Source organism: Flavobacteriales bacterium (assembly GCA_021296215.1).
Lineage (GTDB): Bacteria > Bacteroidota > Bacteroidia > Flavobacteriales > ECT2AJA-044 > ECT2AJA-044.
Window position 1 is genome coordinate 1 of the sequence record JAGWBA010000059.1, and the last position, 15048, is coordinate 15048.

At 51.1% G+C, this 15048-nt stretch carries 11 protein-coding genes; 4 read left to right on the plus strand and 7 right to left on the minus strand.

Features of this window, described 5'->3' with window-relative positions; translation table 11 throughout:
• The first annotated feature begins 185 nt into the window (after nt 1–185).
• The 4 genes from J4F31_09405 (at nt 186) to pepE (ending at nt 3721) form a co-directional block, all read left to right on the plus strand.
• Nucleotides 186–989, plus strand: coding sequence for a TonB family protein (locus J4F31_09405; protein ID MCE2496773.1), 804 nt, complete (start codon nt 186–188; stop codon nt 987–989).
• 63 nt (nt 990–1052) lie between these two features.
• Complete coding sequence (locus tag J4F31_09410) at nt 1053–1538, plus strand: hypothetical protein (GenBank protein MCE2496774.1); 486 nt, start codon at nt 1053–1055, stop codon at nt 1536–1538.
• Nucleotides 1539–2828 carry an exo-alpha-sialidase gene (locus J4F31_09415; protein ID MCE2496775.1) on the plus strand — a complete coding sequence of 430 codons (1290 nt, stop codon included), beginning with the start codon at nt 1539–1541 and terminating at the stop codon, nt 2826–2828. It abuts the gene before it with no gap.
• Between the two features lie 197 nt (nt 2829–3025).
• Nucleotides 3026–3721 (plus strand): dipeptidase PepE, encoded by a 696-nt coding sequence (gene pepE, locus J4F31_09420; protein ID MCE2496776.1) that lies wholly within the window; start codon nt 3026–3028, stop codon nt 3719–3721.
• Here the strand turns inward: pepE and odhB are convergent.
• From odhB to J4F31_09455, 7 genes are all read right to left on the minus strand, one after another.
• The gene (gene odhB / locus J4F31_09425) at nt 3710–4942 is read right to left on the minus strand and encodes a 2-oxoglutarate dehydrogenase complex dihydrolipoyllysine-residue succinyltransferase (GenBank protein ID MCE2496777.1); all 1233 of its coding nucleotides are present in this window, start codon (nt 4940–4942) and stop codon (nt 3710–3712) included. The genes pepE and odhB overlap by 12 nt on opposite strands.
• Before the next feature lie 21 nt (nt 4943–4963).
• Nucleotides 4964–7717, minus strand: coding sequence for a 2-oxoglutarate dehydrogenase E1 component (locus tag J4F31_09430; GenBank protein ID MCE2496778.1), 2754 nt, complete (start codon nt 7715–7717; stop codon nt 4964–4966).
• A 102-nt stretch (nt 7718–7819) separates the two neighbouring features.
• Nucleotides 7820–8212, minus strand: a complete 393-nt coding sequence (locus J4F31_09435; protein MCE2496779.1) for a hypothetical protein — start codon at nt 8210–8212, stop codon at nt 7820–7822.
• Nucleotides 8212–9186 (minus strand): polyprenyl synthetase family protein, encoded by a 975-nt coding sequence (locus tag J4F31_09440; protein MCE2496780.1) that lies wholly within the window; start codon nt 9184–9186, stop codon nt 8212–8214. Before J4F31_09440 ends, J4F31_09435 begins: the two co-directional genes overlap by 1 nt.
• Complete coding sequence (gene rfbA / locus J4F31_09445) at nt 9186–10055, minus strand: glucose-1-phosphate thymidylyltransferase RfbA (protein MCE2496781.1); 870 nt, start codon at nt 10053–10055, stop codon at nt 9186–9188. The genes J4F31_09440 and rfbA overlap by 1 nt, the downstream gene beginning before the upstream one ends.
• On the minus strand, nt 10052–12463 hold the full coding sequence (locus tag J4F31_09450) for an MMPL family transporter (GenBank protein ID MCE2496782.1): 2412 nt from the start codon (nt 12461–12463) through the stop codon (nt 10052–10054). The genes rfbA and J4F31_09450 overlap by 4 nt, the downstream gene beginning before the upstream one ends.
• Before the next feature lie 42 nt (nt 12464–12505).
• A complete protein-coding gene (locus tag J4F31_09455; GenBank protein ID MCE2496783.1) occupies nt 12506–14917 on the minus strand; it encodes a carboxypeptidase-like regulatory domain-containing protein in 2412 nt (803 codons plus the stop codon).
• Between the last annotated feature and the right edge of the window lie 131 nt (nt 14918–15048).

Genomic DNA, 15048 nt, shown 5'->3' on the forward strand with positions numbered 1-15048 from the left:
CGTACACCGGCCATTAAAGTCTCGAATATCAACAACTCTTATGACCTCTTTCTAATCCTCTATAAATATAAAAGGCCCCGCACTAGCCATACGGGGGCTCTTGGTACGCAGGAACAAAAAAGTTTCAAAAAAAGCCCCGCGAAAATGCATTTATTTTCAAACGAAGTTGAAACTCTTATTGTTTTATGCGTACCCCCCTCGCGAACACGCTAATTATCCTCTCCCCCTTGTTCCACGCAACACTTGCTCAAGAATATGGTGAACCGGACATGGTCGGCGGAATGCGCGAGTGGAAATACCTCCTAGAACACGAAATGCAGTATCCGTATTCGGCCCTACAAGCGGGCGAAAAAGGCACGGTTTCCATCGACTGCTACATATCGCCGGAAGGGGAGTTCGAAGAGATTGAGTTCGTGAATTCCGTCTCTGAAGAACTGGACCGCGAGGCCGTTCGACTCCTGAAACACGTGGTTTGGAAACCGGCAGTATTCAATGTCCAGTTTACCTCCGGCAAAACGCGCATGTTCATAAAATTCTACCCCGAGCGGTACTACCGATACTGCCGCGACCGAGGTTATCGTCAGCTACCGACCCCAGTGCTGCCAGTGTCCGAAGAAACCGGGATATACAAGCGGAATGAAGTCGAAAGCGTGGCCAAACCTCTAATTCCCGAAGGGTGGGAGGCCTATCCCTACATCCTAAAACAGCTTAAATACCCCGAAGAAGCCGTTCGTCTCAGCGTGCAGGGCAAGGTGCGGATAGCCTACGTCGTGGAGCGCTCGGGCCACGTAACCAATATCGAAGTGCTTCACACCCTGGCGGGTGGATGTCCACAAGAGGTGGTACGCGTGTTGCGCTCGTTAAACTGGATACCCGTCATCGCCGATGGACAGGCAGTGCCCTCTCGTCAGGAGATCACCGTACTCTTTCAACTCAATTTTTTCGGAACAGCACAAGAATTCATTTACAACGGTCAAGGCATCTATTGACCCCCCACGCCACCCTCATAATCACAGCTTCTCGGTTTTCACCAATTCCCTTACCTTCACCCTATGCTCGTCAATTTGATCATCACTTTTAATGTTTTAGCTCACGCACTCAACCTCAGCGTTACCGAAGCGAAATACGATCGCGATGCACATACATTAGAATGTTCGGTCCGCATCTTCACCCACGATCTGGAGCATGCGCTTAACGAAGCCGGGCACGAAAACCTCAATCTCGGTCGTGAGGACGAATCTCCACAAGCCGATTCATTGATCGGACACCTCGTACTTTCGAGCTATACCCTGGTTACCGACAAAGGCAAACGCCGCTTGGTATATATCGGCCGCGAATTCGATGAAGATGGCACGCTCGTTCACTTTAGAGGTGAAGCGATAACGCCGCGCTTTAAATGGATCGAAACCACCACGAGTCTACTCGTACATACCTTTCCGGATCAACGCAACATCGTGCACGTCACGAAAGACGATGCCACGCACACCCTTAAACTCGACGCAAAAACCCGCAAGGGTACCGTTATATTCCAGGAGTAAATGAAAAAACTGCTTTCCCTTATTGTACTCGTTGCCACTGCCGTTGGCGTCAACGGCCAATCCGAGTATTACAATGTTAGGATTCATTCCGCCTACGGCGGGATTGGCCCCTGTGAACCTTCGATAGCCGTAAGCTTGTCCGATCCAAATATCGTGGTGGCAGGAGCCGTGCTGAACGACGTGTATGGGAGCACCGACGGAGGCTTTACCTGGTCGATCCAAAAGCTGCGTTCACCATATGGCGTGTGGGGTGATCCGTGTATTGTATCGAACAGCAAAGGGCATTTCCACTTTTTACACTTGAGCGATCCAACGGGTCAAAATTGGGCCAGCGAAGAGATCCTCGATCGCATTGTTTGTCAAACCTCTACCAACGGAGGAAAATCGTGGGGAAATGGAACCTATATGGGAATGAACCACCCCAAAGATCAGGATAAGGAATGGGCTGCCGTGGATCTGCGCAACGATGCGCTGTACGCATCGTGGACCGAATTCGACGACTATGGGTCAACGAACTATCCGGAGGACCGCTCTCGAATCTTGTTCTCGCGGTATACGGGAGAGGGTGACGGCGGCTGGACAAACCCCATCGTCCTTAGCAAGCTCGAAGGAAATTGCGTGGATAGCGACAGCACAACTGAAGGGGCAGTTCCGGCTGTGGGGCCCGATGGTCAAATCTACGTTGCCTGGTCTTTCGACGATAAAATTTACTTCGATCGTTCAGAGGACGGAGGAGCTACCTGGCTCGAAAAAGATCTTGTAGTGGCCGATCAGCCCGGGGGATGGGATATAGACATCTCCGGTGTCGGCCGTTGCAACGGAATGCCTGTAACAGGGTGCGACGTCAGTGGCGGTGAAAACAATGGCCGCATTTATGTGAATTGGGCCGATCAACGAAATGGAGCCAAGGACACGGATATTTTCGTTGCGTATAGCGACGACCAGGGAAACACCTGGAGCGATCCGGTTCGTGTAAATGACGATGGTGCCGGAGCACAGCAATTCCTTACCTGGATGGCCGTAGATCCGGCGACGGGTCACGTTTATATCGTGTTTTACGACCGCAGGAATCACAAGGGGGATGCTACCGATGTTTATTTGGCATCGAGCAGCGACGGTGGCGAAACCTGGATCAATGAGCGTATAAGCGAAGAGCCCTTTACCCCGAACGGTGGAGTGTTCTTTGGGGATTACAATAATATATCGGCAGTTGACGGAGTAGTTCGGCCTATTTGGACCCGGCAAGATGGTCGTGAGACCAGTATATGGACAGCCATAATCAATAAATAAGCGAAGCTATTTATTGATTGTTTCCGGCCAGGCCAGAGTAAATTCGCCTTTCGGGCGAGTGCTTTTTCGCCTGAGCGAAAGGGGGATCACCTAATAGTGAGTTTGTTTGCGCTACACGCAAATTGGTTTTGCTGCGCAAAGTAAGCTCACTGCTCACGGCCAACTAAGAACTAAGAATTCAAAACTAAGAACTACTTATGCGTTTGCTCATTATTTCCACAAGTACCATTCACGGAAAGGCCTATCTAGAGTACATTCTCGATGAGGTGAAGGATTTCTTTTCAGGAGTTGAGGAAATCGTATTCGTGCCCTATGCTCGTCCGTCCGGGGTGTCGCATGACGATTATACAGCTGCGGCAGCAAAGGCCTTTTCGAAGATCGGAATTGAGGTGAAAGGCATGCACGAATTCGACGATCCGGTCGAAGCCATTCATCGTGCCGCAGGCACATTTATCGGTGGCGGAAATACTTTTTTACTCCTTAAACAGCTTTGGGAAAACGGACTGGTTGAGGCGTTGCGGGAGCGCGTAGCCGCAGGTATGCCGTACATGGGTACCAGTGCGGGCAGCAATGTGGCGGGCCAAACGATCAACACTACGAACGATATGCCGATCGTATATCCGCCGACATTTGAGGCGCTTGGTTTAATGCCGTTCAATGTAAACCCGCATTATCTCGATCCTATACCGAACAGCACGCATATGGGCGAAACGCGCGAAACGCGAATCAACGAGTTTCACACCCAAAATGAGATTCCGGTGGTCGGAATTCGCGAGGGGAGCTGGTTGCGATTTAACGATGGAAGGGTTGAGCTCAAGGGGCCGCACAGCGCGCGGATCTTCCGTGCGGGGCAATCACCTATTGAGCACGAGCCCGGTGATTTAAAGCTCTAGGGACTTCTTCACGTTGTCTTTTCCGCCGAGCAGTAATTCCGTTGGATTCTCAAGTGCTTCTTTCACCGCAACGAGGAATCCGACCGACTCGCGGCCGTCGATGATGCGGTGATCGTAGCTCAACGCAACGTACATGATGGGGCGAATCTCGACCTTACCGTCTACAGCTACCGGGCGCTCAACGATGTTGTGCATACCCAAAATGGCGCTCTGAGGAGGGTTTATGATCGGGGTACTGAGCATGGATCCAAAGACCCCACCGTTGGTGATGGTAAAGGTTCCACCCGTCATTTCGTCGAGCGTAATGGATCCATCGCGCACTTTACCGGCCAGACGCCCGATCTCTGCTTCTACGCCTCTAAAGCTCATGTTTTCGGCATTGCGAAGTACGGGAACCATTAATCCTTTAGGTCCGCTCACAGCGATTGAAACGTCGCAGTAGTCGAATTGGATCTGGTTGTCGCCATCGATCATGGAGTTTACGTCGGGGAACTCTTGCAAAGCTCGGGTAACGGCTTTGGTAAAGAAGCTCATGAACCCGAAGCTCACGCCATGTTTGGCTTTGAATGCTTCTTTGTACTCAGATCGCAAGGCGAAGATAGGGCTCATATCGACTTCATTGAAGGTAGTCAACATGGCCGTTTCGTTCTTCACGGCTACCAATCGCGTAGATAGGCTTCGGCGAAGTTTCGACATGCGCTTTGACTCGCTGCTGCGGTTTCCTTGTCCGGGAGATCCCATGGTGGCAACAGCTTTAGTAGCATCCTCTTTGGTGATGCGACCATCGCGACCGGTACCTTGTACATTGGACAAGTTGTTCTCGTCCATAATTTTTTTAGCAGCAGGAGACGGAGTTCCCGAAGCGTACGTATCTTTTTTCGGCGCTTCTTTCTTCTCCTCTTTTGGAGCCTCTGCTTTAGCTTCTTCCTTATCGCTCTGGTCGTCGCTGTTGGCCTTTGGAGTACTACTACCTTCAGGAGCCTCAGCGTCCGTATCGATCAAGCAAACGACTTGCCCTACGGCTACCGTATCGCCTTCCTCGGCTTTGAGGGTAATGGTTCCACTTTCTTCAGCGGGCAATTCCAAAGTGGCCTTGTCGGAGTCAACCTCGGCAATGGCCCGATCTTTTTCTACATAGTCGCCATCTTCGACCAACCAGGTCGCGATTTCAACTTCGGAGATCGATTCCCCTGGACTGGGGACTTTCATTTCTAAGATCATGATCGTTTATGCTTAGAGCGATTAAATTTCAAAGGTTTCAACAATGATCGAGCGTTGGCGTTCCATAGCGCGCTTGCTCGAACCCGTGGCAGGTGCAGCGCTGACTTTCAAGCTCACTCGTTGCAACTTCACACGACCGGGGAAATGTTGTAGCAGGAATCCCCATGCCCCCATATTGGCGGGCTCTTCCTGGGTCCAAATATGTTTTTCGGCATTCTGATACTTGATCAAAAGTGCCTTGATCTCGTCTTTAGGTAGCGGATACAATTGCTCCAGACGCACGATAGCGACATCATCAGCTTTCCGCTCTTCTTTTTCGGTTAGGAGTTCATAATACACCTTTCCGGTGCAGAAAACTACTTTCTTAACCTTGCTTGGATCGGCGTCCTGATCGTCGATGACCGCACGGAAGTGACCTTCCGATAGTTCTTCGAGGTGACTGGTCGCCCGCGGGTGACGCAATAAACTCTTGGGGGTCATGACCACCAATGGCTTTCGGAAATTACGGCGCATTTGACGGCGCAGTAAATGGAAATGGTTAGCCGGAGTCGTCGGATATGCTACGATCATGTTCAGATCGGCACAAAGCTGAAGGTAGCGTTCGAGGCGAGCACTTGAGTGCTCGGCTCCTTGGCCTTCGTACCCGTGGGGCAAAAAGAGCACCATTCCGCTTCGGTTCTTCCACTTATCTTCAGCTGCGCTGATGAATTGGTCGATCATGATTTGCGCTCCGTTCGAGAAGTCACCGAACTGGGCTTCCCAAATCACAAGGGTCTCCGGCGCTGCCAGAGAGTAGCCGTAATCGAATCCCATTACTGCGTATTCGCTCAGCAAGGAGTTGTAAATCGCAAATCGCCCTTGATCCACTCCAAGCTCGTTGAGCAAACACACTTCTTCTTCGGACTCCTCTACTTTCATGATCGCGTGACGATGCGAGAATGTCCCGCGCTCGACGTCCTGACCCGAAATACGAACGTTATGTCCTTCCGCGAGCAGTGTAGAATAGGCGAGAAGCTCAGCCATTCCCCAATCGAGGTTATTGGTCTCTTCGATCATCTTGCGGCGATCGCCGAGTACCTTCACCATTTTCTTGTACAGCTTTTTACCTTCGGGAACCTGGCTTATGGCCAATCCCAACTGGCGTAGCTTGTCGAGGTCGAAGGTGGTGTCGACATCCGCGAACATTTGTTCCACCGTGTTGGCCAAGGTATAGGGCTCCCATACCTTGGCCATAAATGGTGTGATCTTGTTCTTTTCGATCTTTTTGGATTCGTCGAAATCACCCTCGAGTTGCTTCTTGAAATCCTCTTCGATCTTATCGAGAGTCGCCTTATCGAGCGTTCCCTCTTGCATGAGTTTGTCCGTGTAGATCTTTCGCGGATTTGGGTGCTTCGCAATGATCTTGTACAGGTTTGGCTGCGTGAATCGGGGTTCATCACCTTCGTTGTGCCCGTATTTACGGTATCCGAGCAGGTCAATGAACACATCCTTGTGGAAGTGGTTCCGGTAATCCATCGCGAACATCATCGCGTGGACCACGGCTTCTACGTCGTCACCATTTACGTGGAGGACTGGGCTTAGCGTTACCTTGCCAACATCGGTACAATAGGTACTCGAACGGCCATCGATGTAATTGGTGGTAAACCCGACCTGATTGTTGGCCACAATGTGCACGGTACCGCCGGTCTTATAACCGTCGAGCTTCGCCATTTGAATGACTTCGTACACGACTCCTTGTCCGGCAATGGCCGCATCACCGTGGATGAGGATCGGGCAGACTTTCTGAATGTTTTCGTCCCAGTCGTTGTTGATCTTGGCGCGCGCCATTCCTTCAACGACCGGATTCACAGCTTCGAGGTGAGAGGGGTTAGGACTTAAGTTCAATAGAACATCCTTCCCGATCTCCGTCTTGTGCATACTGGTGTAGCCCAAGTGATATTTTACGTCGCCATCGAACAATTCATCCTCAAAATCCTTGCTTTCGAATTCGCTGAATATCTGAGTGTAGGTTTTACCGAAAACATTGGCGAGCACATTGAGTCGACCACGGTGGGCCATACCCACCACGAACTCTTCGACTCCGTGATGTGTGCCTCGCTCGATCGCGGCATCCAAGGCCGGAATAAGAGATTCAGCACCCTCGAGGCTAAAGCGTTTTTGGCCGACGAACTTTCTGTGTAAAAAGCCCTCGAAGGCCACCGCTTCGGTTAGTTTCGTGAGTATCTCGAGTTTCTGTTTCTTCGAGAATTTAGGCGTGTTGAAGTCTTTTTGAAGCCAGTTCTGGATCCCAATACGTTCTTCTGGGTCGCGGATGTACATGTACTCCACCCCGATCGACTCGCAATACACCTGCTCTAAGTGATCGACAATGTCTTTTAATATCGTCGGACCCAAGCCGATTTCGTTACCCGCCTGAAAAACGGTTTCCAAATCGCTCTCTTGCAGATCGAAGTTCGCAAGCTCCAGGGTCGGAGCGTATTTACGTCGCTCGCGCACGGGGTTCGTCCGTGTGAAAAGGTGTCCTCGCGTACGGTAGCCTTCGATGAGCTTCAGTACTCGAAACTCTTTTTCCAAGTGCTGCGTCGCAACACCATTGGCTACTTGCTCTCCGGCGTAGTCGCCCGCGGACCCGTTATAACTTTCTTGCGCAAAGTCGTAGCCCTGAAAAAAGGCCCTCCAACTGGGCTCCACCGAATCGGGAGACTCCAGATATTGCTCGTAAAGTTGATCGATGAATTGGGTGTGGGCAGCTCCTAAAAAGGAATATCGGTCCATGTGATGTGCACGTCGTCTAATGAGAATTCAAAAGTACGAAATCTAAAGTTTGACCTCGCTTTCCATAGAAACATAATTGGCCGGCGAGTGTTCGGTATCAGCTCAACCGTCGGCAATGCGCGAGTCCATGGACCCTTCGCTATCTTGGGCGTTCTTAAAGTGTTCGCGCAAGATCACTTTTTGAAGCTCACGGGTCAGAATCTTGTCTACGAGGTATTCCAGGAAATCGTCTTGCTCCCCTATGGCCTGTCGAAGCTCCGTTTCGTTGAGGTCGATTCGATAGAGCAGATTCATGAGTCGCTCTGGATTGTTGTTGACCAAGTCGCGAACGATCGGCCTAATTTGAGCGACCAATTCGCCATACGCACCCTCGACATCCCCGCTGAAGCGGATATCGAAATCGAAAATCTGGAAGTCTTTTTGAATCTGCTCGACTACGCGCCTCAGGTAGGTGATCTGTCGGCGGTACTTTTCGTATTCGAGCGGAAGGGTCATCAGTGTTCTCGTTGCATGAGCGACTCGGCGAGTTGCATGAGCGGGATTTTTTTCTCGGCCGAAACTCGCACGTCATCAAGATGTTGCAGCCCAATATCGTAAAACGAGTCCATTTTTGCACGTACCTGGGTCGGAATATTGAGCTCGTCGTAAATGCCCCGAACGGTTTTTACCTTTTCGAGGTCTTTTCCGTTCACGCCAATAAGAGCGTGCAGTTGATTTCTTTGCTCAGCGGTGGCTTGTTCTTCGGCCGTGAGCCACAAAAATGTTTTTTTATCGCTCAGGATATCGCCGCCCACTTGTTTCCCGACTTTTTCCTGGTCGCCGTAAACATCGAGCAGGTCATCTTGCAGCTGAAAGGCGATCCCGATGTTTCGCCCGAATTCGTATAAATGCCCCGCATCGCTTTGGTCGGCACCGGCAATAATCGCTCCCATTTCCAGCGCCGCTGCCAAAAAAACCGAGGTCTTGTACTCGATCATATGCAGGTACTCGTCGACGGTGACATCGGATCGCGATTCGAAGTTCATATCGAGCTGTTGGCCCTCGCATACTTCTACGGCAGTCGTATTGAACAACCGCGTGACGGACGCAAGCACATCGGGCCGCAGGCCCAGAAGAAAATCGTAGCATTTCACCAGCATGGCATCACCGCTGAGGATGGCGATATTCCGGTTCCATTTTTCGTGCACCGCCGGCTTTCCACGGCGTAGCGGCGCCTCGTCCATGATGTCGTCGTGAACCAGGGTGAAATTGTGAAACCATTCTACTGCCTTAGCGGCAGGAAGGGCGGCTTCGAGGTTGCCATCGAACAGTTCGGTACCTAGCAACACCATCACCGGTCTGAGGCGTTTACCACCCAGCGAAAGGATGTAGTTCATCGGCGCATAGAGCTCGTCGGGTCGTCCCTGTGCGGGTTCGGCGAGGAGCGCTTCGGTGAAGTATTTTTGAAGCTCAATGACGCGGGCGTGCATCAAAAGTCGCGATTTAGGAGGCGGATCAGGTATTGGCCATAGCCGCTCTTCATAAGGGGTTGTGCCACTTCTTCGAGTTTGGCATCGTCGATGAATCCGTTGCGCCAGGCGATCTCTTCGATACAACCGATCTTTAGGCCTTGTCGCTCTTCGATCACCTGAACGAATTGTCCGGCTTGCATGAGGCTTTTGAAGGTTCCGGTATCGAGCCATGCGGTTCCGCGGTCCAAAATTCCCACCTGAAGTTTGTCGCGTTTGAGGTATTCTTTATTGATGTCGGTGATTTCGTACTCTCCTCGCGGTGAGGGTTTGAGGTTCTTGGCGATCTCGACCACCTCGTTATCGTAGAAGTAAAGCCCGGGAATGGCGAAATTGCTTTTTGGACGTACCGGCTTTTCTTCGATGGAGATGACGCGCTGTTCATCGTCGAACTCGACCACGCCATACCGCTCGGGGTCCGAGACGTGGTAGGCAAAGACTACTCCACCATCGGGATCGTGATGTTCTACCAGCAATTTTCCCATCCGTGCGCCGTAGAAAATATTATCGCCGAGTACCAATGCCGCCGAATCGTCGCCAATGAACTCTTCACCGAGCACAAAAGCTTGTGCGAGACCGTTGGGAACTTCTTGAACCTTGTAGCTAAAGTTACAGCCAATGCGAGATCCGTCGCCAAGCAAGTGCTCAAAGCGAGGCAGATCGTGGGGGGTCGAAATGATCAGAATATCGCGAATACCGGCCATCATGAGGGTCGATAGCGGATAGTATATCATGGGTTTGTCGTAGATGGGCATCAGCTGTTTGCTGACCCCAAGAGTGAGGGGGTGTAGCCGAGTGCCGGCTCCTCCGGCGAGTACGATACCTTTCATGATGTCGTGTTTTTGTCGTTTTCTTCTTCTTCCTTTCTCACTACGAGCTCGTCGAGATCGATATCTTCTTCCTCATCTAAGATATCAATTAATGGCTCTTGGAAGGTGCGGGTGGTGATACGCTTTTCCAAAGTCAACAAGAGACTCGGAAGCAATAAGAGGTTCGCGAGCATGGCGATCAAAAGGGTCAGCGAAACGAGCATTCCGAGTGCCTTGGTTCCCCCGAATTGAGATGCTATGAAAATGCTGAACCCGAAGAACAGCACAATCGAAGTGTAGGTCATGCTCACCCCGGTTTCCCGAAGTGCTTGCAGTACACTTTCGCGAATATTCCAGTTGCGAACCTTGAGCTCCTGCCGGTACTTGGCCAAGAAGTGGATGGTGTCGTCCACCGAAATACCAAAGGCGATGGAGAACACCAGGATGGTCGACGGCTTTATCGGAATATTGAAAAAACCCATCATGGCCGCCGTGAGCAATAGCGGAATGAGGTTCGGAATCAACGATACTACGACCATACGCGCGGAGCGAAACATCCACGCCATAAAGAGGGCAATGAGAACGATCGCCAAGGCGAGCGATAGCACCAAGTTTTTAACCAGGTAGTTGGTTCCCATGATGAATACCACTGAGGTTCCGGTCATGGTTGCGTCATAGCGGTCGGGATTGAACAGACTGTCGATCCTGGGGCGGAGCGACTCTTTCAGTTCGTCCATCTCCTTGGTTCCGATATCGGCAATATTAGCGGAGATGCGGGCATATTGACCGGTAGAGTCAACGACCATTTTAACCGATGAGGCTTCTGTGTTCGATCGGCTTACATAGGAGAAAATGAAGTTCTTGTCCTGAGAGGTCGGTAGTGTGTAAAAGTTCGTGTCTCCCCCGTAGAAAGCCTGTTTTGAGAATTTGGCCAAATCCACGATCGACAGGGTTCGGGATAGTTCACTCTTTTCGGCCATGATGTCCTGAAGGGCATCCATGCGTTTGAGGTTGGCCAGCGACGTAACCCCATTTGGGCGCTTGGTGTCGATCATGATCTCAAAAGGCAAAACCCCGTTGAAGTTTTCCTCGAAGAAGAGCAGGTCTTGATAGAGTTTGGCATCCTGAGGCAAGTCTTCGGCCAGGTTACCGGTCTTGCGCATTCGCAACATGCCGATGATTCCGGCCGTGATCAATACGGCCGTAGTAATGTAGATACTCGCGCGTTTATATTGGACTCTGATCAGCATCCACTCCACGACCCTGTTGATCCACTGGCGCTCCAAGTGCTGCACGTGACGGGTTTTCGGTGGTTTGGCAAAACTGAAAATGATCGGGATCAAGAGGAGCGATAAAACAAAGACCGCCATGATGTTCACGGAGGCCAGAATACCGAATTCGACCAGTACGCGGCTGCTCGTTAGAATAAAGGTGGCAAAGCCCGAGGCCGTAGTGGCGTTGGTCATTAAGGTGGCGTTACCGATCTTGTGGATTACCCTGCTCAATGCCTTGACCTGGTTCCCGTGTTTAACGTATTCCTGATGGTACTTATTCAGCAAAAAAATACAGTTCGGAACTCCGATTACGATGATCAGCGGAGGAATGAGAGCCGTCAAGAGCGATACCTTGAATCCAAAGAGCACAATGAAGCCCATGGAGCAGATCACCGCGATGATCACTACCACCATGCTGAACAGCATGGCGCGGAACGATCTAAAGAACAAATAGAGGATGAGCGCGGTCACCAATAAGGCCAGTAACACGAACATCAGAATCTCGTCTTGAACTTTCTCGGCATTCACCGTTCGTATATAGGGGAATCCGGAGGTATGCGTTTCGAGCCCGGTTTGTTCCGTGAAGTCCGCGATGATGCGGCGTAAATTATTTACCACCCGGACTCGGGCCTTATCGTTCAGGATCTCCTTTTCGAGTGAGATGGCCATGAGCGTGGCTCCCGATTCGGGGTTGTAGAGGATCCCTCTGTAGAAAGGAAGGCTAAAAAGGACTTCGCGTAGCGAGTCGAGCTGTGCTTGATCTTCCGGGAATTCGGGCATTACCGGACGTACGTCGAAAGCCTGTAAACTGTCGTTTCGCTCGATAACGAGCGCATCGGCCAAGATCAGGGTTCCGGTGACTCCGTGCTGTTTGGACAAGGTGTCCGATAAATCGTGCCACTGCTTAAAATTCTTCAGCTGACCGAGATCCGGGTCTTCGATACCTACCACGATGATGTTTCCTTCGTCGCCGAAAATATCTTTGAAGTTCTCGTAGCCTATGTTCGTAGTGTCTTCTTTAGGAAGGAGGCGCGCATATTCGTAGTCCATCTGGACAAATTGCGCTTGATACCCCATAAAGGCCGTAATGAGGCCAATGGCGATCAAAAGGGTGATTCTGTTTCGCAGAATTATGCGTGCGACGAACGTCCACATGGGCAAGGGATACCTTGAATTTCGATCGTACGAAAGTACGGATTATTCCTGCCAGAAAAAACGGTAATTTAGCCGTATAGCCCAGTTATTCCAAAAATCGAGTTGTTGGTACGGTCCGCACCTGTAAAAGAAGCCGACTCCGGCATTGCTGAAAAGCTGGGTGACCTCGACGCCGGATTCGTAATAACCGCGATCCATGGTCTGGTTTCCGATACCCAAGTGTTTTTCAGGATTTTCGACGTCACCCCAAGCAGCTTTGGTCACCAACCAAAGCGCGGCGTTGTTGTCTTCCTTCTTAAAGAGTCGACCGAATTTATGGCGAACGATGATCTGCGCGTATTTGTCGCTCAGGAACTCGTTTCGCTGCATGGTCTCGAAAGAATTGGCGTCGCTGATGATGTTGGGCGCATTGTACCATCCACCGTACAATCGCGAATAGGGGAGGTCGCCTCCTGCCCATCCACCCGCAAGGGTGACATACAGATCACCCAAATGCCGAATGCGCCAGCGGTGTTCGAGCTTCAGATCGGCACGCCAATAATCGAAAGTGCTGCCCCATAATCCGTCGAGTCCTCTAGCCACCTGAAGGGAGTAAATTGGGTAGGTCTTGTCGATGGTTACATAGCCGAACTGAGTTTGCATGTAGCGATCGTTTGGCGCCCACTGCATCGAAACTCCCGCTTCGGTATAATTGAATGCGCGCTGTCCACTGGTCGAATCCGAAACGTCGCTGAGGTACTGGTAGCCGCCTACGGTTATTCGGCGTTCCCACTGACCGAAGAAGCGCAATTTAAAGTTGCTTAATGGCCTCACGGCCAGATGTGCATGATGGCGCGAGGTTACATCAACGCGGTTGACGGTCAGCGATCGATAATCGTCGATGAGCAATGGCCTTTCTTCGACGTAGTATTTTACGCCACCGGCTTCCGGGGTATCGTAGCTATACTGATACCCGAGTTTTATGTCGTTCCGTTTGCTCAAGGTGTACTCTGCGTCGAGGCCGTACTTGGCTGCTGCATCTTTGAAACCCCAGCCCCAGAATCCGCCCAGGGTGAGCCGGTCGCTGAATTTCTCGTTGGTGTGTATGCCGACTCCGAGTCGCACGGCTTCATAGGCGTTCACCTGAAGAATGCGATCGAGATCGAAGCTTATGGGGCCTACGGGAATCCTACCCGTAACGATGGACTGAAACACCTTCAGCTTAGCATCCAGGTTTTCGGCATCGCCAATAGAGTCGAGCACTCTGTAGGTCTCTTGCTCTTTTTCGGAAAGGGTGCTGTCGACCCTGTATGCTGCCCAGAACTCATCGTCGCAGTTGGTGGCTTTTGACTCGAGGGTTACCGCAGTAGAGGATATTTTTCGCTTTTCAAGATCTGGATTCACCTTAATGTCCATGAGGTAGCTGCGGCCAATGGCCTTGGGAACTATTTCGTTGGCCGTGATGGGCGGAACGATATCCGTATTCAACTGGGTTGGGAACCAATGAACGCCATCGACCCGTTCGTACATTTGCCGGATCTTGATCGGGAATTGGGTGTTTTCTTTCGCTGGTTCTGCGATCACGTTGGATATAGCATACTTATCGCTGTGGATGTACACGAGTCCCTTAAGGCCAATAATATTGGCGCGAACGGAGGGTTGGTAGGCGATAACGAACACACTATCGTTTTCATTCGTGTAGATCGTATCGCGTAGCTCGTAAACGTAGCGTTTTATGGATCCTTTGGCGATGGGGTTGAGGTAGTCTTCGCCAAGTACGGTGATGTAATCGTCGTAGAAGCTGAAGCTTTGGAATTCGTTGGCGAGAACTACGAAGCTCGGGTTCTTGAGTCCGGATATTCGGGAGGCTATCACGCGCTCGTTATCCCTTTTTCCTTTGATGAATTGCCGGGTGCTTATGTTCTCCATGATGAAGAGGTGTTGGCGGTCGGCGAATTCTTTGAGCTCCAGATTGCTGCTGTCTTGCCGGGTTTTGGGCTCATCGGGAACTACGACCGAGTCTGCATCGATGGTGACGAGGAACTTGGAGTACGAGTCGTAGGAGAATGACTCGTAGTTGGTGGGGTTATTCTCGTCTTTATGGTCGATCGCTTTGCGGATGATGCGATGAGCGGGATTCTCATTGGCCACCAGTTCGACTTCGTCGATCAGAAAGTTATCAGCTCTCATGCGAACGACAAAGGGGTTATTCGTGCCGTAGGCACTCGGCACCTCGACCGTGGTAGGTTTGTAGCCCACGAAGGAGAGGGTGATGGTTTTTGGGAAGGGTTTTTCGAGCCAGAATCGGCCGTCGATGTCCGTAACTGTACCGCGGCGTGTGCCGTCGAAAGTGATATGGACGAAGGCCAAGCGCTCTTTCGTTTCTTCGTCGATGACGTAGCCCGGCATGCGTTGTGCCATCGTGCTGGTCGAGAGCAGAAGGGTGATCAGAACGAGCTCAAGTAGTCGGTTCATGGGAGTAAAATAAAAAAAGGTGCTGTATTAAATCGCAAGTGAACGTGCGATTTTCTACATTTAAACTATAAAGACGTCTACTACTGACGATCTGGTGCAGCTTCGGCAGTTTTTGTCGGAGCTGTTTTTTT